Source organism: Streptomyces sp. NBC_01429, assembly GCF_036231945.1.
Taxonomy (GTDB): domain Bacteria; phylum Actinomycetota; class Actinomycetes; order Streptomycetales; family Streptomycetaceae; genus Streptomyces.
In genome coordinates this window covers 4175778-4201456 of record NZ_CP109599.1, presented here as the reverse complement: position 1 = coordinate 4201456, position 25679 = coordinate 4175778, and the positions used below count along the sequence as shown (strand labels likewise).

26 protein-coding genes are annotated in these 25679 nt (G+C 70.0%); 10 read left to right on the top strand and 16 right to left on the bottom strand.

Annotated elements, in window-relative coordinates; translation table 11 throughout:
• Positions 1 to 9: 9 nt before the first annotated feature.
• Complete coding sequence (locus tag OG627_RS18310; protein ID WP_329066435.1) at positions 10 to 939, bottom strand: hypothetical protein; 930 nt, start codon at positions 937 to 939, stop codon at positions 10 to 12.
• Positions 940 to 1383: 444 nt separating this feature from the next.
• Here OG627_RS18310 and OG627_RS18305 point away from each other — a divergent pair, with 444 nt between their 5' ends.
• Both OG627_RS18305 and OG627_RS18300 read left to right on the top strand, forming a co-directional pair.
• On the top strand, positions 1384 to 2223 hold the full coding sequence (locus OG627_RS18305; RefSeq protein ID WP_329066433.1) for a hypothetical protein: 840 nt from the start codon (positions 1384 to 1386) through the stop codon (positions 2221 to 2223).
• Positions 2224 to 2446: 223 nt separating this feature from the next.
• Positions 2447 to 3049, top strand: a complete 603-nt coding sequence (locus OG627_RS18300) for a pentapeptide repeat-containing protein (protein ID WP_329066431.1) — start codon at positions 2447 to 2449, stop codon at positions 3047 to 3049.
• A gap of 160 nt (positions 3050 to 3209) precedes the next feature.
• On the opposite strand, the gene OG627_RS18295 is transcribed toward OG627_RS18300, so the two are convergent.
• The 3 genes from OG627_RS18295 to OG627_RS18285 form a co-directional block, all read right to left on the bottom strand.
• Positions 3210 to 4532: a UDP-glucose dehydrogenase family protein gene (locus tag OG627_RS18295; RefSeq protein ID WP_329066429.1), complete on the bottom strand. Its 1323-nt coding sequence runs from the start codon at positions 4530 to 4532 to the stop codon at positions 3210 to 3212.
• A gap of 95 nt (positions 4533 to 4627) precedes the next feature.
• Entirely contained in the window at positions 4628 to 5869 is a 1242-nt protein-coding gene (locus OG627_RS18290) for a hypothetical protein (RefSeq protein ID WP_329066427.1), read from the bottom strand.
• Between the two features lie 122 nt (positions 5870 to 5991).
• On the bottom strand, positions 5992 to 7227 hold the full coding sequence (locus OG627_RS18285) for an aminotransferase class III-fold pyridoxal phosphate-dependent enzyme (protein ID WP_329066425.1): 1236 nt from the start codon (positions 7225 to 7227) through the stop codon (positions 5992 to 5994).
• A gap of 280 nt (positions 7228 to 7507) precedes the next feature.
• On the opposite strand from OG627_RS18285, the gene OG627_RS18280 reads away from it, so the two are divergent.
• A complete protein-coding gene (locus OG627_RS18280) occupies positions 7508 to 8872 on the top strand; it encodes a transcriptional regulator (protein WP_329066422.1) in 1365 nt (454 codons plus the stop codon).
• A gap of 182 nt (positions 8873 to 9054) precedes the next feature.
• On the opposite strand, the gene OG627_RS18275 is transcribed toward OG627_RS18280, so the two are convergent.
• The 3 genes from OG627_RS18275 to OG627_RS18265 are packed head-to-tail and all read right to left on the bottom strand — an operon-like array spanning position 9055 to position 10342.
• Entirely contained in the window at positions 9055 to 9264 is a 210-nt protein-coding gene (locus OG627_RS18275) for a DUF397 domain-containing protein (protein WP_329066420.1), read from the bottom strand.
• A gap of 14 nt (positions 9265 to 9278) precedes the next feature.
• Complete coding sequence (locus OG627_RS18270) at positions 9279 to 9491, bottom strand: DUF397 domain-containing protein (RefSeq protein WP_329066418.1); 213 nt, start codon at positions 9489 to 9491, stop codon at positions 9279 to 9281.
• On the bottom strand, positions 9488 to 10342 hold the full coding sequence (locus OG627_RS18265; RefSeq protein WP_329066416.1) for a helix-turn-helix domain-containing protein: 855 nt from the start codon (positions 10340 to 10342) through the stop codon (positions 9488 to 9490). The genes OG627_RS18270 and OG627_RS18265 overlap by 4 nt, the downstream gene beginning before the upstream one ends.
• 276 nt (positions 10343 to 10618) lie before the next feature.
• On the opposite strand from OG627_RS18265, the gene OG627_RS18260 reads away from it, so the two are divergent.
• Together OG627_RS18260 and OG627_RS18255 are read left to right on the top strand one after the other, a co-directional pair.
• The gene (locus OG627_RS18260; protein ID WP_329066414.1) at positions 10619 to 10867 is read left to right on the top strand and encodes a hypothetical protein; all 249 of its coding nucleotides are present in this window, start codon (positions 10619 to 10621) and stop codon (positions 10865 to 10867) included.
• Between the two features lie 20 nt (positions 10868 to 10887).
• Positions 10888 to 11133, top strand: a complete 246-nt coding sequence (locus OG627_RS18255) for a hypothetical protein (RefSeq protein ID WP_329066412.1) — start codon at positions 10888 to 10890, stop codon at positions 11131 to 11133.
• A 57-nt stretch (positions 11134 to 11190) separates the two neighbouring features.
• Here OG627_RS18255 and OG627_RS18250 read toward each other — a convergent pair whose 3' ends face one another.
• The 5 genes from OG627_RS18250 to OG627_RS18230 form a co-directional block, all read right to left on the bottom strand.
• On the bottom strand, positions 11191 to 12300 hold the full coding sequence (locus OG627_RS18250; RefSeq protein ID WP_329066410.1) for an AI-2E family transporter: 1110 nt from the start codon (positions 12298 to 12300) through the stop codon (positions 11191 to 11193).
• An 84-nt stretch (positions 12301 to 12384) separates the two neighbouring features.
• The gene (locus OG627_RS18245) at positions 12385 to 12714 is read right to left on the bottom strand and encodes a helix-turn-helix domain-containing protein (RefSeq protein ID WP_329066407.1); all 330 of its coding nucleotides are present in this window, start codon (positions 12712 to 12714) and stop codon (positions 12385 to 12387) included.
• Positions 12715 to 12758: 44 nt separating this feature from the next.
• On the bottom strand, positions 12759 to 13121 hold the full coding sequence (locus tag OG627_RS18240; RefSeq protein WP_329066405.1) for a type II toxin-antitoxin system RelE/ParE family toxin: 363 nt from the start codon (positions 13119 to 13121) through the stop codon (positions 12759 to 12761).
• 289 nt (positions 13122 to 13410) lie between these two features.
• Positions 13411 to 14361, bottom strand: a complete 951-nt coding sequence (locus OG627_RS18235) for a pirin family protein (RefSeq protein ID WP_329066403.1) — start codon at positions 14359 to 14361, stop codon at positions 13411 to 13413.
• A gap of 213 nt (positions 14362 to 14574) precedes the next feature.
• On the bottom strand, positions 14575 to 15087 hold the full coding sequence (locus tag OG627_RS18230; protein WP_329066401.1) for an SseB family protein: 513 nt from the start codon (positions 15085 to 15087) through the stop codon (positions 14575 to 14577).
• Between the two features lie 200 nt (positions 15088 to 15287).
• On the opposite strand from OG627_RS18230, the gene OG627_RS18225 reads away from it, so the two are divergent.
• From OG627_RS18225 to OG627_RS18215, 3 genes are all read left to right on the top strand, one after another.
• Positions 15288 to 17114, top strand: a complete 1827-nt coding sequence (locus OG627_RS18225; protein WP_329066399.1) for an acyl-CoA dehydrogenase — start codon at positions 15288 to 15290, stop codon at positions 17112 to 17114.
• A 339-nt stretch (positions 17115 to 17453) separates the two neighbouring features.
• Complete coding sequence (locus OG627_RS18220) at positions 17454 to 18755, top strand: M18 family aminopeptidase (protein ID WP_329066397.1); 1302 nt, start codon at positions 17454 to 17456, stop codon at positions 18753 to 18755.
• A gap of 117 nt (positions 18756 to 18872) precedes the next feature.
• A complete protein-coding gene (locus OG627_RS18215; protein ID WP_329072755.1) occupies positions 18873 to 19094 on the top strand; it encodes a DUF6458 family protein in 222 nt (73 codons plus the stop codon).
• 44 nt (positions 19095 to 19138) lie between these two features.
• Here OG627_RS18215 and OG627_RS18210 read toward each other — a convergent pair whose 3' ends face one another.
• Positions 19139 to 21007 carry an NHL domain-containing thioredoxin family protein gene (locus OG627_RS18210; protein ID WP_329066395.1) on the bottom strand — a complete coding sequence of 623 codons (1869 nt, stop codon included), beginning with the start codon at positions 21005 to 21007 and terminating at the stop codon, positions 19139 to 19141.
• A 164-nt stretch (positions 21008 to 21171) separates the two neighbouring features.
• Between OG627_RS18210 and OG627_RS18205 the strand changes: the two genes are divergently transcribed.
• A complete protein-coding gene (locus OG627_RS18205; protein ID WP_329066393.1) occupies positions 21172 to 21666 on the top strand; it encodes an LURP-one-related/scramblase family protein in 495 nt (164 codons plus the stop codon).
• Between the two features lie 46 nt (positions 21667 to 21712).
• Here OG627_RS18205 and OG627_RS18200 read toward each other — a convergent pair whose 3' ends face one another.
• Entirely contained in the window at positions 21713 to 22528 is an 816-nt protein-coding gene (locus tag OG627_RS18200; RefSeq protein WP_329066391.1) for a carbon-nitrogen family hydrolase, read from the bottom strand.
• Positions 22529 to 22713: 185 nt separating this feature from the next.
• Between OG627_RS18200 and OG627_RS18195 the strand changes: the two genes are divergently transcribed.
• On the top strand, positions 22714 to 23538 hold the full coding sequence (locus OG627_RS18195; protein ID WP_329066388.1) for a maleylpyruvate isomerase family mycothiol-dependent enzyme: 825 nt from the start codon (positions 22714 to 22716) through the stop codon (positions 23536 to 23538).
• 125 nt (positions 23539 to 23663) lie between these two features.
• Here OG627_RS18195 and OG627_RS18190 read toward each other — a convergent pair whose 3' ends face one another.
• Together OG627_RS18190 and OG627_RS18185 are read right to left on the bottom strand one after the other, a co-directional pair.
• Positions 23664 to 24968: an MFS transporter gene (locus OG627_RS18190; RefSeq protein ID WP_329066386.1), complete on the bottom strand. Its 1305-nt coding sequence runs from the start codon at positions 24966 to 24968 to the stop codon at positions 23664 to 23666.
• Positions 24965 to 25639 carry a GntR family transcriptional regulator gene (locus OG627_RS18185; RefSeq protein WP_329066384.1) on the bottom strand — a complete coding sequence of 225 codons (675 nt, stop codon included), beginning with the start codon at positions 25637 to 25639 and terminating at the stop codon, positions 24965 to 24967. Before OG627_RS18185 ends, OG627_RS18190 begins: the two co-directional genes overlap by 4 nt.
• Positions 25640 to 25679 lie beyond the last annotated feature (40 nt).

Genomic DNA, 25679 nt, shown 5'->3' with positions numbered 1-25679 from the left:
GGACCCGCCTCAGCGGGGCGGCCCGCAGGCGACGGCACGGGCCTGGGCGGCGCGGGCGCGGACCTGCTCCGGCGCGAGGGGCGCTGGACGCCGTACGGGCACGGGCAGCCCCCGGCACTCACCGCATTCGCCGCCCACCAGCGCCTCGGGCCGCCCGGGGGCCCGGCAGGTGGAGCACTCCATGACGCGCAGGGGTGGCCGTGCGGCCGCCTCGGGCTCGGGCGGCTGGACCGGCTCGGGCGGAAGTTTGGCGATGAGCCGGGCCCGGACGATCCCGGCGGGGTGGTGTACGGCGGCGGGCAGCCCGTCCGTGAGCGCGCGCAGCACGTCCTCGTCACCGGCACCGCGCGCGAACCACTCGGCGGCCAGGGGTTCCAGCGCCGCGCAGTCGGCGGCGGACAGGGACACGGCCGGGTTCCGCCGCCCGAGGGCGGCGAGCACGGCGTAGGCGCGGGAACGGGAGGCGGCCGGGGCACCCGGGGAGGGCGGGGCGGCCGGGGCGGGAGGCGCGGGAGGCGCGGTACGGGCAGCACCATCACCGGAGCCCTCGTCAGGACCCTCGGGGCGGTCCTCGGCCACGTCATCGGCCACGTCATCGGCCACCTCTCCGGAGACGAAGGAGGCCCACCAGGAATCGTCCCGGGCGGTACGCGAGAACCACGTACGGGTGACCCACCGCGCCGCGCCGACCGTCACCAGATGCTCGCGCCCCCGCCGTAAGTGCCCTGTCCGCTGAAGGTGGTTGAGGGCGGTCCGCAGCGCGCACTGCCCGTAGTCCAGCACCTTGGCCAGGGCCTTCACGGAAATGTCGGCGCCCTCGGGCAGCCGGTCGATGAACCCGGCGATGGACGCCTCACGGGCGGGAAGAGCGGCGAAGGCACCACCGGACGCCTCGGCCGGGCCGGGCACGGAGCGTTTGCCGTAACCGGGACTGGCCATGGGATGGCGGGATACGCGCGCGGGGCGCGGGGCACTACTAAACTGGCTGTCAGCCATGGGGATCGCCTTCTATCTTCGATCTCATGTGGTCAGGCCCTCGCCGGTGGTTGCACACCAGGCGGGGGCCATTTACGTCAGGTTGTGTCAGGTATGTCTGGGGGCACGCTAGACCGCGCTCACCCAAAGTGGCAAACCGGTCGCGGGAAGTCACCCGGCGTCCCGCCGGGCGGGTCAGGGAGGGTGGGTGGGTTCAAAGACCAACCGATCCCTGAAAACAGGGCTCGCCCCTCGAAGCTCAAATCCCAGCCCCCCGCCCCACCCCGAACCCCCAGCTCAGCAGGGCCCCTTCACTCCATCCGAGCTCCGAGCACCGAACTCCGAGCCACGGTTCACAGAACCGGGACATTCCTCGAAATACGACGGGAACTTGGTACGTTCCGGCGTATGACACTGCGTTCGGTTGATCTGCGCAAGGAGCCCGTGGAGGCCGTACTCAACCGTGTGGAGCGATCGCTGGAAGTGCGCCTGGACCGGAAGCCGCTGGTGCGCAAGCGCCGGTCTCTGGGCGCGCGTACGAATCGCGGCACCTGGGTCCGGATCGAGCGGCGCGGGCTCGACCGGATCGGGGTTCAAGGAGGGGACGGCACCGCGTCCGCCGAGGCCCTGCTCGGGATCGCGAAACCGGCCTGGCTCGCCGGCGTAGCGTGGCGGGACGAGAGCGAGCCGGTGGTGTGGCGGGCGGACGAGACGGATCTGCTGCCTGGGGCAACTGTCGGCAATGCGGTGGTGACGGAGGCTCCACAGCTGTCCGAGTGGTGGTGGGCCGCGATGAACGCCTCTCTGGACGCCCTCGCCGCGCAGCACACCAACCGGATCGCCACACCGGATACCGAGACCCTCACCCCGGAGCTGGTCACGGGAACGATCCACCGCGTCTTCCCCGGCATCGATACGACCGTAGGCGAATGGCGTCCGGCCCACGCGGATTTCAACTGGGCGAATGTGACGGCGCCCGTGTTCTGCGTGTTCGACTGGGAGGACTGGGGCATGGCCCCGCGCGGCCTGGACGCGGCAAACCTGTGGGGCGCCTCCCTCGCAGTCCCCGCTTTGGCCGGCCGAGTCCGCGGTGAGCGGCATGACGATCTGGAGAGCCGGGACGGCAAGCTGATGACGCTGTTCATCGCCGCGAAGATCCTCGGACCTCACGCAGACCCGGACGACCCCCGGCCAGGGGCTGCCCGGCAGACGGCCGAGCGAGTGGCGCGGGAACTTCAGGCGTGTTGAGACTTCAGGGCGGATCGTCTCTGGCCAAACGTCCCTGGGCAGCTGGAAAAAGAGAAGTAACCGTCCCACTGTCGGCACCCTCCGGGGGTGTCGACAGTGCAGGTCATCGAGTCACCGCGCTGAGTTGAGAGGCTGTTGATGGACACCCGTACGATCCGCCGCACGAGCGTCACTCTCCCCGCCCTGAACGAGCCGGGGCCTCTACCTCTCCCGTGTCGCCTCGTTGGAGAGCGGCCGTGGCCGGCTGGCGGAGTTCCACTACGCCGACGCCGATCTCAGGGACCTCGACCTGACGGACACTCACCTGGTGGACGGGCGGATCACCGGCCTCACGGCCCAGCGCACCCGACTGGAGAAGCTCCGTGTCGACTCCGTGGAGTTTGCCGACTGCGACCTGACCGCCCTGCGGTGGACCGACAGCAAGGTCTCGCGAGCCGTCTTCCGTGGCTGCAAGCTGATGGGCGCCATGCTCGAAGACGTCACCCTGGACAACGTCCTGTTCGAGAACTGCAAGTTCGACTACAGCTCCCTCACCCGCGTCCGTGCCGCCGGGCCCGTGATCTTCTCCACGTGCTCTCTGCGCGAGACCGTCTTCTCCGCCGCCGACCTCGGTGCCGCACTGATCGACGGACGCGACCTGCGACTGACCGAATTCGACGGCGGTAAGTACCGCGGCCTGGACCTTCGGGGCAACGATCTCTCCCGGATCCGCGGCCTCGGCTCGCTCAAGCAGATCGTCATCGACCGGGCCCAGACACTCCAGGTGGCCGAAGCCCTCACCGCCGAGCCGGACGTCACCTTCGGCGAAGACCTCGACGCGCAGTAGTCCCGACATCGGCTGCGGCGCGTGCATTGGCACCGCCCGCACGGCGGAGAACAATGTCAGGACTGTTCACAGCGCGAGACCCCCACCACGCTTCAGAGCTTGATGATGTCTTGCGGGCCCCACCTCTGACGTCTTACGGGCCCACCGCTCGGGCCAGGTTCTACTTCCCGGGCCGCCCGAGCTGGTGAACGGTCCAGCCCGACGCTCGCCAGGGCTCGGGGTCCAGGGTGGTGCGGCAGTCGATGAGCAGAGGATTCGCGGGGCGGCCCACGAGAGCCTGGGGGTTGACCTGCTGGTACTCGGGCCACTCCGTGGCCAGGACGACGAGATCGGCACCGTCGAGGGAAGCGGGCAGGTCGTCGGTGTAGTCGAATTCGGGGTTCCGAATCACGGCCGTGGCCACGGCCTGCGGGTCGTGAATGGTGACGGTGCCGCCAACCTGCTGGAGGGCCTGAGCGAGGGCGAGGGCCGGGGACTCGCGGACATCGTTCGTACCGGGCTTGAACGCGGCACCCCACACAGTGACCCGGGCGCCCTTGACGGGGCGGTCGCCCAGGGCGCGGGTGATGAGCCCCAGGGCAACGTCGGTGCGGTTCTCGTTGATCTCCTCGGCGGCCCGCAGCAGAGTGGCCGCCCGGTCGGCGCCGAGCTGCCGCGCGGAGGCGGTGAAGGCGCGGACATCCTTCGGCAGGCAGCCGCCGCCGTAGCCGATGCCGGGCCTCATGCCGCCGCTGCCGATGCGGGGGTCGATGCCGAGGATCTCCACGATCTTGGAGATATCGGCGCCGGCGGCCTCGCACATGTCGGCGACGCCGTTGATGTAGGAGATCTTCAGGCCGAGGAAGGTGTTCGCCGCGCCCTTGGCGAGCTCAGCTGTCTGCGGGTCGCAGACGAACAGCGGGACACCGGCGTCCAGGATGGGCGCGTAGACGGCGCGGACCGCCTTCTCCGCCTCGGCGGTGGTCAGACCGGCGATGAGGCGGTCCGGGCGGAGGGTGTCCTGCACCGCGTGCCCCTCACGAAGGAACTCCGGGTTCCACACGACATCAACACCCGTGCCGGCGGGGGCCAGTCGCTGGGCGAGGGCGGTGACCTGGACAGTGGTGCCGACAGTGACGGTCGACTTCCCGATGATGGCGCAGGCCCTGGTCAGGTGGGGGGCGAGTTGGCGAATGGCGCCGTAGACCTGTCCGGTGTCGTAGGAGCGGCCGTCGGCGTCGATGGGGGTGCCGACACCGATGAAGTGCACGTCGGCGAAGTCGGCGGCCTCGCGGATGTCGGTGGTGAACCGCAGGCGTCCGCTCGCGGTGTGGCGGGCGAGCAGTTCGGGAAGCCCGGTCTCGTAGATGGGGCATTCGGCGGCGTTGAGCCGGCCGACCTTAGCCTGGTCGACATCCACGCCGATGACCTCGTGGCCGAGTTCGGCCATCGCCGCCGCGTGTGGGATACCGAGGTGACCACAGCCGATCACGGAAACACGCATAGCAGGACGTCCTTGTCGGATCGGGGGCACACCGTGCTCGGTGTGCCCCCGACGCTATCGGTACGGAAGGGGGCGCGAAGCGGGGTTGCCTTCGCTCAGACGCTCACGTTGAGGAGTCCGGCCAGGCGGAGCAGCGCGGGGGTGGCCTCGGAGCGGACCACGACATCGCCTTCCCTGGCGCCCTCGATGAGATAGGGCTTGTGGACCCCGTTCTCGGTGACACCCTCGGTGTCCAGGTAGAAGATTTTCAGGCCGCGCTCGCGGGCGCGGTCCTGGACCGCACGCCGGTCGGCGTGCAGACCGATCACGAGCACGGACTTGGCGTCGTCGGGGAACGGCATGTGCGGGGTGCGCTGGTCGTAGCGGCGCATGAACGCCTCCGCCAGCCCGGCTCGGGCGAATAAGCGGTCGAAGTTGTGGGTGGCCACCGGGCCGGTCATCGCTCCGGCGTCATAGAGGGCCTTCAGGGCCCGGTGCGCGCCGGTCGGCTCGGCAAGGACCACGGACTGGAACATCGACACCATGTCGCCGACCTTCCGGTCCGTTTCCGTCAGCATCTCCTTGATCAGGGTGTCGGCGGACGGTGCGAGAGTGAAGGCATAGCCCTGGGTGAGGTCGTCACCCGTGCGGTCGGTGACCCGGTAGACCTCGTGCAGCCAGTGCAGCGGCGGGATGCCCGCTTCGATGCTGGTGCCGCAACCGGCTTCCACGACGAACGGCAGGTGGTCCAGCAGGCCCGACAGATCGTCGGCGTAAGTCGGGTTACCGCGCTGCCCCTTGACCCGGATTCCTCCGGCCAGCACGTCCCAGGGAAGGTTCCGAGCGGCCCGGGTGAGGCTGTAGTCCTCCGAGTGGATCGCCACGTCGAGGGACGTGAATCCCTCCGGGGTGTCACGGCCGGCCCGCTCGTCCTGCGGGTGGACGGCGTACTCGGCGACGGTGGCGTACAGGTCGCCGTGCCGTCGGCCGTTCTCGTCGCCGGTGGGCTTCCACCGGCCGTCGGTGAGCCACTGGTCCACATCACGACGGTGGTCGGCGATCTCGGCGGCCGGAGCCAGCCACGACACGTACAAGTACAGCTCCTCCAGTACCAGGCGCTCCATCGGCTGGGTCCGGTCGAGGCCATAGTGGAGGCGGTAGTGCACGACGCGGCGGCGGCCGGAGGAACCCTCGGTCCACCCGGACTGCTCGGCGTTGGCCGGATCCTGGGTGCGCCTCCAGATGCCCTCCTCGATGGCCGGGCGCCGCTGCGCACTGGCCTCCGGGGAGAACGTCGCGTCCCACATGAGGACCTGGTCAGGGGTCAGGGAGTCAATTACGGGGTGAGGCAGGAACACGGTGTTCTCCTTGATGCATCGGATGGCCCGTGAGGGGCCCGATGGTGCGGTGCCGGTGCGCGTTGCAAGCACGGCGGTCCAGGAAGCACAGATGATGCGTGTCCGACAGCCGGCGGAGCGGCTCAGCCGTCTCGGTGCAGGGCGCTCACCGTGTCGCGGAGGACCGCAGTGAGATAGCTGATGTCCTCGTCCGTCGAATTCAGTGGAGGGGCGACGACCAGACCCTCGCTTCTCGGCTCACCGGCTCCGGTGAACGGGTAGAAGAACACCCCTCGTTTCTCGGCCTCTTTCATCAGGGGCCAGAGCAGACCGGGCGCGAGCTCCACGCCGTACAGGTGGCCGATGCCCCGGACGTCCCGTACGGCGGTCAGGCCGGTCAGCGGCCGCAGGAGCGACCCGAGCCGTTCGCCCCGGGCCCGTACGGCGCCCGGATCCATGGATTCCAGCTCGTCCAGGACACCGAGGCAGGCCGCCGCCTGAAGGGGATGGGCGGCCATGGTGCCCATCGCGGGCAGGGGGTCCGCGTCGTCGTGGCGGAGCAGCGGCGCGACCTCGGGGGACACCAGTACCGCGCCCACGCTGGTGTAGCCCGCGCCCAGCCCCTTGGAGAGGATGCACAGGTCCGGCTCGGCGCCGTCCCAGTGGTTGCTGGCCAGGGGGGTGCCGGTGCGCCACAGTCCGGTCAGGACCTCGTCGTGGATGACGAGGACCCCTCGTTCCCGGCAGATCTCCGACACGCGTCGGAGATATCCGTCGGGCGGCACGTAGGCGCCGCCGGTGGTGCCGTTGATGGGCTCCAGCAGGACAGCGGCGACGTTCTCCGGGCCCCTGCTGTCGATCGCCGTCGCCACTTCGTCGGCACACGAGGCATCACACGCGCGCTCCGCGTGGTCGTGGGCCGGGGGGTAGGGCGCAGGAAAGGCCGGACCGAGACCGAGCGCGTCTTCCGGCCTCGGCCGCCGGGCGTGATTACCGGCGAGCGCGAGGGTGAGCGCGCTGTTGCCGTGATAACTCAGGCTGGACGTCAGGATGTCCCCGCGCTGCTTCCCGCCCCGGACGCGCGCGATGTTCCGGGCCAGCCCGACGGCGACCTCCACGCCAAGGGTCCCGCACGTCACCAGCGCGACGGAGTCCCGCGGACGCCCCACAGCGCGGCACAGACGGTCCATCAGCTCCACTTGGACGTGGGGTCGTACCACGGCGGCGCCACCGAACGAGGAGCGGAAGAACTGCCGCTCGATGCGGGAGAGCACCTTACGGCTGCCCTGGCCCACGTTCACGCAGATGAGTCCGCTCGATCCGTCGAAGATCCGGCGGCCGTCAGTGCAGTGGAGCCAGGGCCCACTCGCTCTCACCACATCGAAATCCGGCAAGGGCCTGGACGAGGTCAGCAACCGGTCGCGCCGGGGCAAGTACCGATCCACGGAGACATCCCTTCCTGGGTGTGCCCAACGGGCTGGTGAAGAGAGATCCTGGCGCGCCGTCACCGGCCGCAGAAGCACGGTGCGACTGCCTCGCGATGCCTCGCCGTGCCTCCCCGTGCCTCCCTGCTCCGGCCTCTTGACCTACCGGCCCCGATGGGCAGGACACTGACCCCTACTGGATCGGGGCACACATGCGGAGGGGCGGGACACAGATATGGCCGATTCCGCGGAAGAGGACCTGATTCAGCGCGTATTGGACCTTCTCGGCTGCCTCGACCGCGCCGCCTTTCTCCGGCGCGTGGCGGCATGGCACGAGTCCCTCGGCTTCGGAGTGATGGCCACCAGGCCGGAGAAAGTCAGCCGGTGGAAGCGGGGGGTACGCCCCGACCGCTACACGGAGACGGCCATGGCCGCCATGCTCGGCGTGCCGACCGACCAGGTCCGTGCGCTGGGCTGGCCGCACTGGCTGCGCGTGGCGCTGGACGCCGACCAGGTACTGCTGACCGCACCGTGGACTCCGGCCGGTGCGCTCACGGCACTGGACCATCTAGGAAGGCCGGACACCATGGACCGACGAGCAGCACTCTTCACCGGCGGCGCCCTGGCCGCCACCACCCTCGCCAACTGGGCAGCGGCGTCACCTGCGACAGCTGTGCTCACCTCCGGTCGGCCGCGCGTCACCGACCGCAGCGCGGCACTGATCGACGCCCGCCTCACGGCACTGCGCCAGCTCGACGACGAGATCGGGTCCGCCGAGACGTACGCACTGGCCCGCGCCGAACTCAGCTCGATCACCACGGTGCTGCGTACCCGCTCCTACAGCGAAGCCGTCGCCCGCCAGCTGTTCGCGACCGCCGCCGAGGCATCGCGGATCTGCGGGTGGTGCGCGTTCGACTCCGGGGACACCGCCGTGGCGGAGCGCCACTACATGGCGGCCGCGCGGGCCGCCGCGAGCGCCCAGGACCCGGTCGTGACTGCAAACCTGTTCGCCTTCTGGGCCATGGCCCGCTACAGCGACCACGACACATCCGGCGCCCTGGACTACGCCGATGAAGCTCTCAGGAACGCGCGACGCACCGGCTCCCCCCGGATGATCGCCATGATCCACGCGCGCACTGCCCGTGCCCATGCGAAGTCCGGAGACCTGCGTGCCAGCCGTCGCGCCGAGGCCGCCGCATTCACCGCCTACGACAACGCCGGCCGCCCGGACGACGAACCGGCCTGCGTCTACTGGGTCAGCCGAGCCGAGTTGCACAGCTGGGCCGCGAACAACGCTTCCGATCTCCACGACCCCCGCCGGGCACTGACCCACTACGCGGCCGTCGCCGCGCCCCGGGACGAGACGTACGACGGCGACGCCTACCCCCGCTCGCGCGCGCTGCGCCTGAGCCGCGAAGCCGATGTCCACCTCTCGCTCCGCGACGTGGATGTAGCAGTGCACACGGCCGACCAGGCTGTACGCGCCATGGGCGGCGTCACCTCCGGGCGAGGCACGAGTGTCCTCACCGATCTGCGGACCAAGCTCCGAGCCCACCAGCACCTGCCCGAAGTCCGTGAATTCCTGGACCGAACCGTCTGATTCGAGGCCCTTCGCGCCGGCCCTCGACCGACGACTGGACACCGTCCCGAACGCACTCGCACCGCACACACGCACTCCTGCGGTTCAGCGTCACCCGCCTCCGCTAAGCGTCCGCCCGACACGCAACGGAGCCCCGCCACTCCAGGGAAGGGTGACGGGGCCGTGAGGCAGTGAGGCGGAGGTCAGGAAGCGTCGAACCGCCCCTGCCGGACAGCACCGACGAAGGACGCGAACGCCCCCGCCGGGGCAAGCAGTACGGGCCCCTGCGGGTCCTTCGAGTCGCGGACCGGGACTATGCCGGTGGCGGTCGCGTGCGTGGGGGCCCACTCGACGCAGGTGCCGCCGTTGTTGCTGTAGGAGGACTTGAACCAGAGGCGGGACTCGGTCGCCATGGAGTGCCCTTCGGTCAGACGGTGCCGAACTCTCCGGACTTGATACCCGTCACGAAGGACGCGAACGCGCGGGTGCGGACGGTCAGCATCGGGCCGCGCGGGACCTTCGAGTCCCGGACGGGGACTATGCCGGTGGCGGTCGCGCGCGTGGGGGCCCACTCGACGCAGGAGCCGCCGTTGCCGCTGTAGGAGGACTTGAGCCAGAGGGAGGAGGGAACGTCGGTCATCTCGGGGTGCCCTTTCGTACCTCGTTGATCACGGCCACTGATGCCGCCTGGGAGAGCGCTTCGGCCTGTAGTTGATGGTAGGCCCTCACCAGCGGCAGTACGGAAGTGATCTCCCTGTCGAGATGCCCGTTGGTCTGGGACTCGACGTAGGACATGACGGAACGGTCGGGCAGGGTCAGCAGATTCACCAGCCGGTTGAACGGACAGCGCTCGCCTATGGCGAAGGGAGCCAACTGGAGCACCGTGTCCGGCTGCTCGGCGAACTCGATCAGATGCGCCAACTGGCGCTCCATGACCCCGTCCCCTCCGATCCGGCGCCGGATGCAGCTCTCGTCCAGGACCACGATCACCATGGGCGGAATGCGCCGCACCAGCGCAGCTTGCCGTTCCACCAGGGACTCAACCCGCTCAGCGGCCTGTTCGGGGATGAGCGTGCCCCGCTTCACATTGCCCTCTTCCATGGCTCTCGCGTACTCCGGGGTCTGGAGCAGTCCGGGAATCGCCGCTACTTCGAACAGGCGGATCTCCGCCGCGCGCGCCTCCTGCCCCAGGTACTCCGGAAAGCCCTCCAGCAGACTGCCGTTGCGGATCTCGCCCCATGTCCGTTCGAACGACTCAGCGGTCCCCGTCAGCCCGAGGGCGGTATCAACGCTGCGCGAAAAGCGGAGGGTCGGCGGCTTACGGCCGGTTTCGATTGCTGAAATGTGCCTGCCCGAGTAGCCGATCAGCTCGGCGAGATCGTCCTGTTTCCAGTTATGCGCTTCGCGAGAGCCGCGCAGGCGCGCGCCGAAGGCCGCTCGCGGGCCTGCCTCGGGGTTCAACTCCTTGAGGTTTACCAACGTGCTCTCCATCTCTGGAACGTTGAAGGCCGCTCAACCGTAGGCCACTCTGGTCGCCCTGGGTAGTGGCTCCACTACGGATAGGAGTGATGGTGCCCGGAAACAGCGTTCCTGCCAAGCGGCGGAAACCCCTCCCCCTCAGCGACACCCACGAACTGCACACGCTGGTCGGCGCCGGGGGCTTCCACCGGCTGACCCCCGACTGGTGGCCGGATCAGGATCAGTTCGCGACCCCCGACCGTCCCCTTCTCCTGCGGGTTGAGGCAGCACTCAAGGCGAGGTTGACCGATGGACAGTGAAGACAGGAGCGAGGCACGGGAGTTGCTGTCCCGCCTCTCCGACGCGTTCGGCGGGAACGGCGTTTTCGTGGTCGGCAAGGGACCCGGAAGCGAAGGCGCGGACCTTGCCCCCAGCTCCGCCCTCACCTGGCCCCCGTGCGAGTGCGGCAAGCCGGTCTGCCCGGACTACGACCCCGAAAAACCCATGCGGGCCAAGCTCACCGACCGCAACAGGCGCAGCAGCCGGGGTGGACTGTGACTCGGGTACGAGAGTGGTTCATGAGCCCGCGTCGGCGGCGCGTCGTCCGGGATGACAAGGCGCGGAGGGCAAACCACGATGACGCCCTGCGGCTACTCCAGAACATCCGGGAGCGAGTCGCGTTGCGGCGACAGTACGAAGCGACGATCGCCCAACTGGGAGAGCTGCGGCAGGAGATGATCGCGACGGAGCTGCGCGTGCTGGACGACGGCGTGCTGTTTGAACGTATCTTCAGGCGCCCGCCGGAAAAACAGCCGGACGAATGAGCCGCCCGCCGATTGCCGCCCGTCGAAGGCCCAGCGCCCCAGCGCTCCGGAGCCTGCCTACGGGCGGTCCTCCCCGCCCGTACCCCGCTCTCTCGTCCCCAGCTTCCCCGGCCCCTCGGTCCTGCCGTACCGCTCCCGCAGCTCGGAGAGCACGCCGAAGGCCGCCGCCGTCAGGGGTACGGCGAGCAGCATGCCCAGGATCCCGGCGACGCTCGCGCCCGCCGTGATCGCCAGCATCACCACGGCCGGGTGCATCTGGACCGTACGGCTCTGGATCATGGGCTGGAGCACATGCCCCTCCAGCACCTGCACGGCGAGCACCACCCCGAGGGCCCAGAGGCCGATGACCCAGCCCCGGTCGGCGAGGGCGACCAGCACGGCCACGGCGCCGGAGATGAAGGCGCCGAGGTACGGGATGTACGCGCCGACGAAGACCAGCGCGCCCAGTCCCACGGCGCCGGGCACCCGCAGGATCAGCAGGCCCACGGTGATGCAGATCGCGTCGATCAGCGCGATGACCGTCGTCCCGCGCATGAACCCCTCGACGGCCCCGAAGGCGCGCCGCGCCATCGCCACGACGGTCTCGCCGGTCGAGGCGGGCGCGAGGGATCTGAGCGAGCCCGCCACGCGTTCGGAGTCGCGGAGGAAGAAGAACATCAGCAGCAGCGCGAGCACGGCGGTGGCGATCAGTTCGCCGACGACGCTGATGCCGGTGAGCACCCCGGAGGCGGCGGTGGCGCCGAACTTCCCGATCAGGTTCTTGGCGTTCTTCGCGAGATCGTCGAGCGAGGCGCCGGCCGCGCCGAAGTGCTTCGACAGGTCCTGCGCCGCCTGCCGCAGCGAGGAGACGATCTGGTCGCCGCTGTCGATGAGGGCGTTGACGACGATGTACCCGGCGCCGCCGACCACGGCCACGACGGCGACGCAGGTCAGCCCGGCGGCCAGCGACTTGTTCAGCCGGGCGATCCCGACGAGCCGCCGGTGCAGCGGCCGCAGCAGCGCGGTGCCGAGGACGGCCAGCAGGACGGGCGTGACGGCCGTCTTGAAGGTGACACACAGCCAGATCGCCACCGCGCCGACCCCGGAGACCAGCAGCAGCACCCCGCACCACGCGCCGAGGCGCCGGGCACTCTCGGGCAGGAGGGAGGGCGTCGACGGCGTCTGCACTCCTCCACCCGAGCACGGCCGCCCGCCGCTGTCCCGCCGAAGGGCGCCGCCCGGGTGACGCGACGGGGCCGGCGGTGTCCGGGATCAGCCGACGCGCAGTTGCCGGTCACCGAAGTCGGCGACCAGCCGTAGCGTGCCGCCGAGGGCTTCGACGTACGCGGCGATGGTCGCCAGCTCCGACCGCCCCAGCTCGCCCCGCTCGAAACGCGAGACGTTCGACTGGGTGGTCCCCATGGCCGTCGCCACCTCGGTCTGCGTCAGCGACTGTTCCTCACGGATCTCGGCGAGCCGGTAGGCACGGATCCGGCCCTCCATCTCCGCTCGGATCTCTCTTCTGCGCTCGTCGCTGATCCGGGTGCCGTTCTCCTCATGGATGGCGGCCGCTTCAGCCCTGGTGTCCTTCCAGTTGTGCATGATCAGTCCTCTCCAAGCCGCTCACGCGTCGTTCACCGATATTGTCAGCGGTCCAGCTCATCAAGGTGCCGGTCAAAGCGATCGTCCGCGACGGGGATATTGCGGTCGTACCAGGCGTTCCAGGAGCCACTCTTGTCACCGGCGACCATGATCAGGGCCTGCCGGCGTGGATCGAACGCGAACAGTATGCGGATCTCCGAATTTCCGGTGGACCCCGGGCGTAACTCCTTCATGTGGTGATGTCTGGACCGACTGACCCGGTCAACCAGTGGACGCCCGAGCATGGGCCCCACTTCCGAAAGCAGATCGATCGCCTCTCCCGCGAGGTGCGCCGATACGGGGTCCTTACGGGCGAGGTCCAGGTACCAGTCGTGGACTTCCTCGCACAGGATGATTTCCCATGTCACAGAAGGCAATTATGCGTCACGTGAGCTATATCCCGCAAGTTATATCCGCAGGAAGTGGCGTCGAAGGCGCCTGCACTCCTCCCCCGAGCACGGCCGCCCGCCGCTGTGGTGACGTTCCCCATGGCCGTCGTACCGTTCCTCAGCACGCTCAACGTCCTGTGGTGCTGCTGGGACCAGCCCAATCGCCAGTGCCTGCACGACAAGGTCGTCTCCAGCGTGGTCGTCAAGCAGTACCCCTGACGAGCAGGGCCCCCTGACAAGCAGGCCCCTGACGAGCACGGCCCGGGGGCTAGGACGTGGCCGGGACCGTGCCGAGGCGGCCCGCCTGGAAGTCGTCGAACGCCTGCTTGAGTTCGGCGTGACTGTTCATCACGAACGGCCCGTAGTGCGCCATCGGCTCGCGTATCGGGCGGCCGCCGAGCAGGACGACCTCCAGGTCGGGCGTGTTCGAGTCCTGGTTCTCGTCGGCCCGTACGGTCAGCGTGCCTCCCGCGCCGAACACGGCCGTCTGGCCGGTGTGTACCGGGCGGCGGTCGGTGCCCGCCGTGCCGCGGCCGGCCAGGACGTAGGCGAGGCCGTTGAAGTCCTCGCGCCACGGCAGCGTGACCTCGGCGCCCGGACGCAGGGTGGCGTGGATCATCGTGATGGGGGTGTGCGTGATGCCGGGGCCCTCGTGGCCGTCGAGCTCGCCCGCGATCACGCGCAGCAGCGCGCCGCCGTCGGGGGAGGTCAGCAGCTGCACCTGGCCGCCGCGGATGTCCTGGTAGCGGGGGTCCATCATCTTGTCGGACGCCGGGAGGTTCACCCACAGCTGGAGGCCGTGGAACAGCCCGCCGGACATGACCAGGGCCTCCGGCGGCGCCTCGATGTGCAGCAGGCCGGAGCCCGCCGTCATCCACTGCGTGTCACCGTTCTGGATGGTCCCGCCGCCACCGTTGCTGTCCTGGTGGATGAAGCTGCCGTCGATCAGGTACGTGACGGTCTCGAAGCCGCGGTGCGGGTGCCAGGGGGTGCCCTTCGGCTCGCCCGGCGCGTAGTCCACCTCACCCATCTGGTCCATCATGATGAACGGGTCGAGGTGTTCGTACCGTATCCCCGCGAACGCGCGGCGTACCGGGAAGCCCTCGCCCTCGAACCCGCTGGGCGCGGTCGTGACGGTGAGTACGGGGCGGGCCACGGCGTCGGCCGGAGCCGCCACCCGGGGCAGGGTCAGCGGGTTTTCGACAGTCACTGCGGGCATGGAGAGCCTCCTCGGAAGTTTCAACCATCAATTTAGTTGAATGGTGAACATCCCGCAAGGTGTCGCGTATTCCGGCCGGGCGAGCAGGCACCACACACGACCGGGGCCCGTACCGATACGACAGGTACGGGCCCCGGGGGCGCACGCGCGTAAAACGTGGAAACAGGCAGGTCAGCAGGCAGGGTCAGTCGTCAGCCGTGCGCAGGTCGGCCGTCAGCCGTACATACGGCGCATCGCGAAGTCCACCATCTGCTCGACCGCCTTCGCGTCGAACACCATCCGATGGTCCCCCTCCATGTCGAGCACGAAGCCGTACCCCGTGGGCAGCAGATCGATCACCTCCGCGCCCGTGATCACGAAGTACTTCGACTCCTTGCCCGCGTACCGCCGCAGCTCCTTGAGCGTGGAGAACATGGGGATCACCGGCTGCTGGGTGTTGTGCAGCGCCAGGAAGCCCGGGTTGTCACCGCGCGGGCAGTAGACCTTCGACGTCGCGAAGATCTGCTGGAAGTCCTCGGCCTGGAGCGACCCCGTGGTGAACGCGCGTACGGCATCACCCAGCGACGGAGGGGACGGTTCCGGATACAGCGGCTGCTCGGCGTAGCCACCCGCGGCGGCGCCGCCCATCTGTCCCGGCACCTGATGGGACTGGTGCGCCTGGTGTGACTGATGCGGCTGCTGGGCGTACTGCTGCTGGGCGCCAGGACTCTGGTCGTAGCCGTACATGAGCGCAAGAGTACTGAGGAATGCCGACCCCGCGGGCCGCGCCCGTCCCGTCGTTCACCTCGTCACATGAACGGGGTCCGGGGTTGCATCTTATTACCCATGGGTAGCATCATCGTAGCTACCCGCTGGTACTCGCCGGTAGGTATGAGGAAACCGCCTTCCCGATCCTTACGGACCACGGACCATACGGAGTCGTCGCCATGGGGCACTACAAGTCGAATCTCCGCGACATCGAGTTCAACCTCTTCGAGGTCCTCGGGCGCGACAAGCTGTACGGAACGGGTCCCTTCGCGGACATGGACGTGGAGACCGCCAAGAGCATCCTCGGCGAGGTCGTCCGCCTCGCGGAGAACGACCTCGCCGAGTCGTTCGTGGAGGCGGACCGCAACCCTCCGGTCTTCGACCCGGAGACCAACACCGCTCCCGTGCCCGCGGCCTTCAAGAAGAGCTACCAGTCCTACATGGACTCCGAGTACTGGCGGCTCGGCCTGCCGGAGGAGATCGGCGGCACCCCGTCGCCCCGCTCCCTGATCTGGGCCTACGCGGAGCTGCTCCTCGGCGCGAACCCCGCCGTATGGATGTACGCGTCGGGCCCGGCCTTCGCCGGCATCCTCTTCGAGGAGGGCAACGAGGCGCAGAAGAAGGCCGCCGCGATCGCCGTCGAGAAACAGTGGGGCTCCACGATGGTCCTCACCGAGCCCGACGCGGGCTCGGACGTCGGCGCGGGCCGCACGAAGGCGGTCGAGCAGGCGGACGGCACCTGGCACATCGAGGGCGTGAAGCGCTTCATCACCTCCGGTGAGCACGACATGTCGGAGAACATCCTTCACTACGTCCTCGCCCGCCCCGAGGGCGCCGGTCCCGGCACGAAGGGCCTGTCGCTCTTCCTCGTACCGAAGTACGAGTTCGACTGGGAGACCGGCGAACTGGGCGCGCGCAACGGCGTCTACGCCACGAACGTCGAGCACAAGATGGGCCTCAAGGCGTCCAACACGTGCGAGATGACCTTCGGCGACCGCCACCCCGCCAAGGGCTGGCTGATCGGTGACAAGCACGAGGGCATCCGCCAGATGTTCCGGATCATCGAGTTCGCCCGGATGATGGTCGGCACGAAGGCCATCGCCACCCTCTCCACCGGCTATCTGAACGCGCTGGAGTACGCCAAGGAGCGCGTCCAGGGCCCCGACCTGGCGCAGTTCACGGACAAGGCCGCGCCCAAGGTCACCATCACGCACCACCCCGATGTGCGCCGCTCGCTGATGACGCAGAAGGCGTACGCGGAGGGCATGCGCGCGCTCGTCATGTACACCGCGTCGGTCCAGGACGAGATCGCCGTCAAGGAGGCCGAGGGCGAGAACGCCAAGGCGCTGCACGGGCTGAACGACCTGCTGCTGCCGATCGTCAAGGGCTACGGCTCCGAGCGGTCGTACGAGCAGCTCGCCCAGTCGCTCCAGACGTTCGGCGGCTCCGGCTACCTCCAGGAGTACCCGGTCGAGCAGTACATCCGGGACGCCAAGATCGACACCCTCTACGAGGGCACCACGGCGATCCAGGGCCAGGACTTCTTCTTCCGCAAGGTCGTCCGCGACCAGGGCCAGGCGCTGAACACGGTCTCCGAGGAGATCAAGACGTTCCTCGCGGTCGGCACCGGCGGCTCGGAGCTGGCTCCCGCCCGGGAGGCGCTCGCCAGGGCGGCCGGCGACCTGGAGGCGATCGTCGCCCGGATGCTGACCGACCTGACCGCCACCGGTGAGGACGTCAAGAACATCTACAAGGTCGGGCTCAACACGACGCGGCTGCTGATGGCCTCCGGCGACGTGATCGTCGGCTATCTGCTGCTGCGCGGGGCCGCCGTGGCCGCGGAGAAGCTGGAGACGGCCGCGGCGAAGGACGTGGCGTTCTACCAGGGCAAGATCGCGGCGGCGAAGTTCTTCGCGGCGAACGTGCTGCCGGGGGTCGCGACGGAGCGGCTGCTCGCCGAGTCGGTCGACAACTCGCTGATGGAGCTGGACGAGGCGGCCTTCTAGCAGGGCTACGGCCCAGCAGGGATACGGCACGATCCCGGGCGCCGGGTGTGGGCACTTCTCACGAGAAGTGCCCACATCTGTGTCCGCCTCTCCGTCGGTGCGCGTGCCGGTGCCGGTGCCCGCGCCCGTGCCCGTTTCGCTGCCCGGCGTGTCCGTCTCTCCGCCTCCCCGTCTCTCCGCCTCCGGCGCCGGTGCCGCAGTCTGTCCCGCTGTCTGTCCCGCTCCTCCGCCCTCGGGCCGGGCCTGATCCACCCATGTGCGGAGCTTGTCCGCCCTTGGCACCTGCCGTTACAACCGGTGCGCGGCCCGGTGCCGGAACCCGTCGTTAGGGTGAACCCCATGAGCACTTCCGCCCGCTTCGACCGCGGCCACACCGACGACCTCATGTCCTTCCTCGCGGCCAGTCCGTCGCCGTACCACGCCGTGGCCAACGCCGCCGAGCGCCTGGAGAAGGCGGGCTTCCGTCAGGTGCGGGAGACGGACGCCTGGGACGGGTCCACGGGCGGACGGTTCGTGCTGCGCGGCGGGGCGCTCATCGCCTGGTTCGTGCCGGAGGGCGCCGCACCGCACACCCCCTTCCGGATCATCGGCGCGCACACGGACTCACCCAATCTGCGAGTGAAACCGCGTCCGGACACCGGTTCGTACGGCTGGCGCCAGATCGCCGTCGAGATCTACGGCGGGACGCTCCTCAACACCTGGCTCGACCGCGATCTGGGCCTCGCGGGCCGGATCTCCCTGCGCGACGGCTCGCACCGGCTGGTCGACATCGACCGCCCGCTGCTGCGCGTCCCCCAGCTCGCCGTGCACCTCGACCGCTCGGTGAACACGGACGGGCTCAAGCTGGACCGGCAGCGCCACATGCAGCCGATCTGGGGGCTCGGGGAGCCCGAGGAGGGCGATCTGATCCGCTTCGTGGCGGAGGAGTCGGGCGTCGACGCGGCGGAGGTCACCGGCTGGGACCTGATGGCGCACGCCATCGAGCCGCCCGCGTACCTCGGCCGCGACCGCGAGCTGGTGGCCGGGCCCCGGATGGACAACCTGCTGTCGGTGCACGCGGGTACGGCGGCGCTGGCCGCCGTCGTCACGGCCGCCGAGGGCGGCTCCCTCCCGTACATCCCGGTGCTCGCCGCCTTCGACCACGAGGAGAACGGCTCGCAGTCGGACACCGGCGCGGACGGACCGCTGCTCGGTACGGTGCTGGAGCGCTCGGTGCTCTCGCGCGGCGGTACGTTCGAGGACCGCGCGCGGGCCTTCGCGGGAACGATCTGTCTCTCGTCGGACACCGGCCACGCCGTGCACCCGAACTACGTCGACCGCCACGACCCCACGCACCACCCGCGCGCCAACGGCGGCCCGATCCTCAAGGTCAACGTCAACATGCGGTACGCGACGGACGGCAGCGGCCGGGCCGTGTTCGCGGCGGCGTGCGAGCGGGCGGGCGTGCCGTGGCAGACGTTCGTCTCCAACAACTCGATGCCGTGCGGCACGACGATCGGCCCGATCACGGCGGCGCGGCACGGCATTCAGACCGTCGACATCGGGGTGGCGATCCTGTCGATGCACAGCGCGCGCGAGCTGTGCGGGGCGGACGACCCGTATCTGCTGGCGAACGCGCTGGCGGCGTTCCTGGAGAGCTGACCGCCCGCCGGGCGCCGCCGACCGCCGAAATCCCGTCGCCCGCATGGGTGTTGCGCACCGGGGTACCCGATGCAACGGCCCGGTACGGCCACCACTCTTCTTCAGGAGGCGGGATCCATGGGCATAGGCGGCTGCATACTCCTCATCGCGGTGGGCGCGATCCTCACGTTCGCGACCGACTGGGAGGTCGACAGCGTCAACCTCGATCTGGTCGGCGTGATCATGATGGCGGTCGGCATCATCGGCATCGCCACCTTCGTCAGCATCGCCCGCCGCCGGCGGATCATCTCCCCGGTCGCCCCGACGGTGGTGGAGCGGGACGACCGTACGGGCTTCTGATCCGCGGGCTTCCGATCCTCGGGCCCCTGCCTCGGGCCCCTGCCTCAGGCCCCTTCGGCGTCGGGACCGGCGTCGGGACCCGCGTCGAGACCGGCCAGGACGAGCCCCAGCCGGGACGTCCCCGCCTCCGTCACGTGTACGGGGACGCCCCAGTCCTGTTGGTGCACATGGCAGGCCGGGTACTCGTTCAGCGGGTCGTCGTCGCAGGAGGCCGCCATCGCGGAGACGTGCAGCACGCCCTCCGTGACACCGCTGTCCGGGCCCGCCAGCACCAGTTCCCGGCTCAGATCCGTACCGGCCCCCGCGCCGTCCGCCAGCAGCTCGGGCGGGGTGGCGGAGACGAGCAGCCGGGTCGACGGGCCGTAGCGGGTGTCGAGCTTCTGGCCGGTCGGCGCGGAGAAGACGATGTCCAGCCGGAGCGCGCCGGGGGCCACCTCGGTCGCGGCCCGCCGGGTGCGGTGGGCGACGGACTCGACGCGCACCGCCTCGTCCGGCAGCCGCAGCCGGGTCAGCCGGTGGCGCGCGGACTCGACCACCACGATGTCCTCGCCGACGAGCACGGCGTCGCTCGGCTCCCGCAGATCGGTCGCGAGCGTGGTCACCTCGCCGGTCGCCGGGTCGAAGCGGCGCAGCGCGTGGTTGTACGTGTCGGAGACGGCGACCGAGCCGTCCGGCAGCGCGGTGACGCCCAGCGGGTGCTGGAACAGGGCCTGCTCCGCCGCGCCGTCCCGGTGGCCGAAGTCGAAGAGGCCGGTGCCGACGGCGGTGCGCACGACGAACCCGTCGCCCTCGCGCTCCACGTAACGCAGCGCGCTGTTCTCCGAGTCGGCCACCCACAGCCGGTCCCCGTCCGCGCTCGGCGCGAGCCCGGACGGCTGGGCGAACCACGCCTCGGCGGCGGCCCCGTCGACCAGCCCCTCGTTGGTCGTACCGGCCGCGACCTCCACGGTTCCGGCGGCCGGGTCGTACGTCCACAGCTGGTGGACCCCGGCCATGGCGATCCACACCCGGTCCGCCCACCAGGCGACGTCCCACGGCGAGGAGAGGTCCACCTCCGGCGCGGGCCCCGAGACCGGCGACCCCTGCCACCACTGCCTGCCGGTCCCTGCGACGGTCTCGATCGCGCCGCTGACCGGGTCGTACGTCCGCAGCGCGTGGTTCACGGTGTCCGCGACGATCACCTTGCCGTCGGGCAGCAGGGCGAGCCCCTGCGGCTCGCTGAACGCGTCGGCGCCGAAGCCGCGCTCACCGCCGCCGATCCGCCGTACGACCCGCTCGCCGTCCGGCGCCAGCTCGACCAGCTGATGGCGGGTGGAGTCCGAGACGAGGAAGTTCCCGTCCGGCAGCACCAGCACCTTCCCCGGGAAGCGCAGATCGCTCGCCACGGCCTCCGGCTCCACGTACGGCCCGTCCCCGCGCCGCAGGGTCCCCTTGCCCGCGTGCTCCGCCTCCAGCTCCGTCACGAGCCTCTCGATGGCGTGCGCGTGCCCCTCGCCCGCGTGCTGGGCGACGACGTACCCCTCGGGGTCGATCACGACGAGCGTGGGCCAGGCCCGTACGGCGTACTGCTTCCAGGTCGCCAGCTCGGGATCGTCCAGCACGGGGTGGTGCACCTGGTAGCGCTCCACGGCGTCCACGACCGCCCGGTGCTCGGCCTCGTGCACGAACTTCGGCGAGTGGACGCCGATGATCACCACCGTGTCCCGGTGCTTCTCCTCCAGCTCGCGCAGCTCGTCCAGCACGTGCAGACAGTTGATGCAGCAGAACGTCCAGAAATCGAGAATCACGATGCGTCCCCGCAGGTCCGCGAGGGTATAGGCGGTGTCACCCGTATTGAGCCAGCCGCCCTTGCCGATCAGTTCGGGGGCGCGCACGCGGGCGCGACGGGCGGGGGCGGGAGTCGCATCGTTCATGAATCAAGGGTGCCACTCCGCCGCCGGCGCACCTGCGGGAGGTGCCTCTCCGGGGGCTCCCCGGGGCCTCTCCGGGGGCCTCTCCGGGAGAGACCGCACCACCCGTACGCGTGCACCCGCCCCCGTACGGTCGTCGGACCGCTTCTCCGGGGTAGGCGTTCGGCATGAAATATCTCGTGCGCGACAAGATCTTCGCGATCGGCGACGACTACTGGATCGAGGACGAGCAGGGCCGGCAGGCCTTCCTCGTCGACGGCAAGGCGCTGCGCCTGCGGGACACCCTGGAGCTGAAGGACCCCTCGGGTCGGGTGCTGATCACGCTCCGCAAGAAGCTGATCAGCCTGCGGGACACGATGACCATCGAGCGGGACGACGAGACGCTCGCGACCATCCGCAAGAAGCGCCTCTCGCTGCTGCGCAACCACTACCGCGTGAGCCTCGCCGACGGCAGCGAGCTGGATGTGAGCGGGAAGATCCTCGACCGGGAGTTCGCGGTCGAGTACGACGGCGAGCTGCTGGCGCACATCTCGCGCCGCTGGCTGCGGGTGCGGGAGACGTACGGGGTGGATGTCGTACGGGAGGACGCGGACCACGCGCTGCTGATCGCGGTGGCGGTGTGCGTGATCCGGATGGCGGAGAAGGAACGCGAGGACGACTGACGACGCGCGCCGCTGTGGCGGGGCGTCACATCGTGACGGCCCGTCGTCAGGCGCCGGACGGAGGGGCCAGTCCCAGCCTCCGGTCCCGCAGCACCGGGAACCGCTCGCGGGTCGTGGCGACCGTACCGGGGTCGAATTCGACCGTCAGCACCTCCTCGCCCGTCCCCGCCTCGGCGAGTACCTCGCCCCAGGGGTCCACGACCACGCTGTGGCCCGACTGCTCCACGCCCGCGTGCGTACCGGCGGTGGCGCAGGCCAGGACGTACGCCTGGTTCTCCACGGCGCGGGCCCGCGCCAGCAGCGTCCAGTGCGAGCGCCGGCGGGCGGGCCAGCCGGCGGGGACGACGAGCAGTTGCGCGCCCGCGTCGACCAGGCCGCGGAACAGTTCGGGGAAGCGCAGGTCGTAGCAGGTGGCGAGGCCGAGCGTGGTCCGCGGCCGGGAGCCGCTCGCGGGCACGTCCACGGTGACGAGCGTGTCGCCCGCGTCCATCAGCGTCGCCTCGCCCTTGTCGAAGCCGAAGCGGTGGATCTTGCGGTACGTACGGACCAGCTCACCGGCGGGGGAGATGACGAGCGAGGTGTTGTACAGCCGGCCGTCCCCCGCCCGCTCGACCACCGAACCGGCGTGCAGCCAGACCGCCGCGTCGCGGGCCGCCCGCGACACCGCCGCGAACGTCGGACCGTCGGCCGGTTCCGCCTCCTCGGCGAAGGATTCGTACGCGAACGCCCCGACGGGCCACAGCTCCGGCAGGACGACGAGATCGACGCCACGCTGCTCCCGTACCAGCGTGGCAACACGGCGCCTGCGGGAATCGGCCGATTCGCCCGGGTCTACTGCGATCTGGAGCAGGGAAGCGCGCACAGTACCACCGTCCTGGCATTCGAGCCGTCAACACGGGCCTACGATCGTCACACGAAAGCACTGCCGGGGTGCCATCGGGCAGCGTAACTTAGCTGCCGAGCCTCCTACGCAGCCCGCAGCCGTACAGCCGTAGCCCGCCCGCCTAGCAAGCCAGCCCGCGTACCGCAGAACCGCCGAGGGGTCCCGTGACCGTCCATCCCAGCCTTCAGAACTACGCCGATGCCTGGACCCATTCCATCGAGGCCATAGTCGAGCTGGTGCAGCCACTCGTCGAAGGCGAGTGGAACCGGCGCACGCCGTGCCCCGGCTGGTCCGTACGGGACATCGTCTCGCATGTCATCGGCATGGAGTGCGAGATGCTCGGGGATCCACGGCCCATTCACTCGCTGCCACGCGATCTCTACCATGTGCAGAGCGAGTTCACCCGCTACATGGAGATGCAGGTCGACGTCCGGCGCCACCACACCGCGCCGGAGATCGTCTCGGAGCTGGAGTACACGATCATCCGCCGCAACCGGCAGATGAGGAACGAGACCCGCTCGCCCGAGACCATGGTCCCGGCGCCGCTGCGCACCCAGCAGACCCTGGAATCCGCCATGCGGGCGCGGGCGTTCGACCTCTGGGTGCACGAGCAGGATCTGCGGACGACGCTCAGCAAGCCCGGCAACATCGACTCCCCCGGCGCCCTGGTCGCCCGGGACGTGCTGCTGGCCGCGCTGCCGAAGGTGGTGGCCAAGGACGCGGGGGCGCCGCCGAATTCGGCGGTCGTGATCGATGTGACGGGCCCTCTGGAGTTCCTCCGTACGGTCAGGGTGAACGCGGACGGGCGCGGCTCGATCGACGGTTCACCGTCGCTCGGTCCCGTGGTGACGCTGGCGACGGACTGGGACACGTACTTCCGGCTGGCGTGCGGGCGGGTCCGGCCGGCGGCGGTCGCCGACCAGATCAAGATCGACGGTGACGAGGAGCTGGCGGCGGCGATCCTGCGCGAGTTCGCGGTGACGCCGTAGGCGCGTAGGCGCTGCGCGCGGGCGTGCTGAACCTGCGCATCACGCATCACGCACCGCGCCCCGGGAACCGAGGCCCCCCCCGGCCGCACGCACGCACCCGGCCTCACACGGGTACGTGCACGGCCTCACACGGGTACGTGCACGGCCTCCACCCGGCTCGCCACCAGCCGCTCCCGCTCCCGGCGGGCCGTGCGGTCGCGCAGCCGCAGGATCTGTACGACCCCGATCGCTTCGAGGACGAAGACGGACGAGAAGGCGATCCGGTAGTTGTCGCCGGTCGCGTCCAGGATCACGCCGACCGCGAGCAGCGTCGTCATCGAGGCGACGAAACCGCCCATGTTGACGATTCCGGAGGCCGTTCCCTGACGCTCCGGCGGGTTCGCCGGCCGGGCGAAGTCGAAACCGATCATCGACGCGGGACCGCACGCCCCGAGGACCGCGCAGAGCGCGATCAGCAGCCACATCGGGGCGTGCGCGCCGGAGTTCAGCAGCGTGGCCGCCCAGAGCAGCGCGGTCGCAGCGACGGTCCCCAGCGCGAGCGGGGTCCTGGCCGCGTGGTGCCGGGCGATGACCTGCCCGTACACCAGGCCGACGACCATGTTGGAGAGCACGATCAGGGTGAGCAGCTCACCCGCGACGGCGCGCGACAGGCCCTGCGCCTCCACGAGGAACGGCATCCCCCACAGCAGCAGGAAGAACATCGCGGGGAACTGGGTGGTGAAGTGCACCCACATCCCGAGCCGGGTGCCGGGCTCGCGCCAGGACGCGCTGATCTGCCTCCGTACGTAGGCGGCGCCCGCGTGTTCGGCGGGCGGCGGCTCGTGGCCCTCCGGGTGGTCCTTGAGGAAGAGGAGCATCAGGACGAGCACGGCCACCCCGGCGAGCGCGCTGCCGGCGAAGGTGGTCGTCCAGCCGAGGCCGTGCAGGGTGCGGGAGATGAAGATGGTGGAGACGAGGTTGCCGGCCATGCCGAAGAGGGCGGCGATCTGAGCGATCATCGGCCCGCGGCGGGCCGGGAACCAGCGGGTGCCGAGCCGCAGCACGCTGATGAACGTCATCGCGTCGCCGCAGCCGAGCAGCGCGCGGGAGGCGAGGGCCGTGCCGTACGAGGGGGAGAAGGCGAAGCCCAGCTGTCCGACGGTGAAGAGGACCACGCCCAGCGTGAGCACCTTCTTGGTGCCGAGCCGGTCGACCATGAGGCCGACGGGTATCTGCATGCCCGCGTACACGAGCAGTTGGAGGATGGAGAAGGTCGACAGGGCCGAGGCGTTTACCTGGAACCGGTCGGCGGCGTCGAGACCGGCCACCCCCAGGCTCGTACGGAAGATGACGGCGACGAAGTAGACGGCGACGCCGATGCCCCAGACCCAGGCGGCGCGGCGGCCACCGGGCGGATCGCCGGGCAGGGTGACGGAGACGGCACTGCTCACCGGGCTTCCCCCCTGACCAGCACCTTGACCCGGCCGACATGGCTCCGCACGCAGGCGGCGGCGCGGTCGGCGTCGCCCGCCCTGATGGCTTCGAGCATCTCGGCGTGCTCGGTGACGTTCTTGGCGATACGGTCCGGGTGCGCCTCCAGCACGGCGACCCCCATCCGCAACTGCCGGTCCCTGAGCTGGTCGTACAGCTTCAGCAGGATCTGGTTACCGGCGTTGCGCACGATCTCGGCGTGGAAGCTCCGGTCGCTCACGGCCACCGCCGCGAGATCCCCGTCCTCGGCCCGCCGGCGCTGCTCCTCCAGCCGCTCCTCCAGCCGGGCGATCAGCGCGGCGGACGCGGGCACGGCCTTCCGTACGGCGAACTCCTCCACCAGCAGCCGCGTCTCGACGACATCCGCGATCTCCTGCGCGGAGACGGCCAGCACGAGGGCGCCCTTCTTCGGGTAGAGCTTGATCAGCCCCTCGACCTCCAGCTTGAGCAGCGCCTCGCGCACAGGAGTACGGGACACCCCGACCGCGTCCGCCAACTCCCCCTCGGTGAGCAGGGTGCCGCCCTCGTAGCGGCGGTCGAGCACCGCTTCCTTGATGTGGCTGTAGACCCGCTCGGCGGCGGGTGGCGGTTTCACGGGCACGACGGGGGCGGGGGCGGGCGCGGATGGCATGTGCACAGCTTAGATACAAGACAGGTGCAACAGAATCCCC

What these genes read in the sequence shown, in the direction of transcription:
- OG627_RS18310 (WP_329066435.1), bottom strand. Translation starts at nt 939, where the DNA reads ATGGCCAGTCCCGGTTACGGCAAACGCTCCGTGCCCGGCCCGGCCGAG.
- OG627_RS18305 (WP_329066433.1), top strand. Translation starts at nt 1,384, where the DNA reads ATGACACTGCGTTCGGTTGATCTGCGCAAGGAGCCCGTGGAGGCCGTA.
- OG627_RS18295 (WP_329066429.1), bottom strand. Translation starts at nt 4,532, where the DNA reads ATGCGTGTTTCCGTGATCGGCTGTGGTCACCTCGGTATCCCACACGCG.
- OG627_RS18280 (WP_329066422.1), top strand. Translation starts at nt 7,508, where the DNA reads ATGGCCGATTCCGCGGAAGAGGACCTGATTCAGCGCGTATTGGACCTT.
- OG627_RS18275 (WP_329066420.1), bottom strand. Translation starts at nt 9,264, where the DNA reads ATGGCGACCGAGTCCCGCCTCTGGTTCAAGTCCTCCTACAGCAACAAC.
- OG627_RS18270 (WP_329066418.1), bottom strand. Translation starts at nt 9,491, where the DNA reads ATGACCGACGTTCCCTCCTCCCTCTGGCTCAAGTCCTCCTACAGCGGC.
- OG627_RS18265 (WP_329066416.1), bottom strand. Translation starts at nt 10,342, where the DNA reads ATGGAGAGCACGTTGGTAAACCTCAAGGAGTTGAACCCCGAGGCAGGC.
- OG627_RS18260 (WP_329066414.1), top strand. Translation starts at nt 10,619, where the DNA reads ATGGACAGTGAAGACAGGAGCGAGGCACGGGAGTTGCTGTCCCGCCTC.
- OG627_RS18255 (WP_329066412.1), top strand. Translation starts at nt 10,888, where the DNA reads ATGAGCCCGCGTCGGCGGCGCGTCGTCCGGGATGACAAGGCGCGGAGG.
- OG627_RS18245 (WP_329066407.1), bottom strand. Translation starts at nt 12,714, where the DNA reads ATGCACAACTGGAAGGACACCAGGGCTGAAGCGGCCGCCATCCATGAG.
- OG627_RS18235 (WP_329066403.1), bottom strand. Translation starts at nt 14,361, where the DNA reads ATGCCCGCAGTGACTGTCGAAAACCCGCTGACCCTGCCCCGGGTGGCG.
- OG627_RS18230 (WP_329066401.1), bottom strand. Translation starts at nt 15,087, where the DNA reads ATGTACGGCTACGACCAGAGTCCTGGCGCCCAGCAGCAGTACGCCCAG.
- OG627_RS18225 (WP_329066399.1), top strand. Translation starts at nt 15,288, where the DNA reads ATGGGGCACTACAAGTCGAATCTCCGCGACATCGAGTTCAACCTCTTC.
- OG627_RS18220 (WP_329066397.1), top strand. Translation starts at nt 17,454, where the DNA reads ATGAGCACTTCCGCCCGCTTCGACCGCGGCCACACCGACGACCTCATG.
- OG627_RS18215 (WP_329072755.1), top strand. Translation starts at nt 18,873, where the DNA reads ATGGGCATAGGCGGCTGCATACTCCTCATCGCGGTGGGCGCGATCCTC.
- OG627_RS18210 (WP_329066395.1), bottom strand. Translation starts at nt 21,007, where the DNA reads ATGAACGATGCGACTCCCGCCCCCGCCCGTCGCGCCCGCGTGCGCGCC.
- OG627_RS18205 (WP_329066393.1), top strand. Translation starts at nt 21,172, where the DNA reads ATGAAATATCTCGTGCGCGACAAGATCTTCGCGATCGGCGACGACTAC.
- OG627_RS18185 (WP_329066384.1), bottom strand. Translation starts at nt 25,639, where the DNA reads ATGCCATCCGCGCCCGCCCCCGCCCCCGTCGTGCCCGTGAAACCGCCA.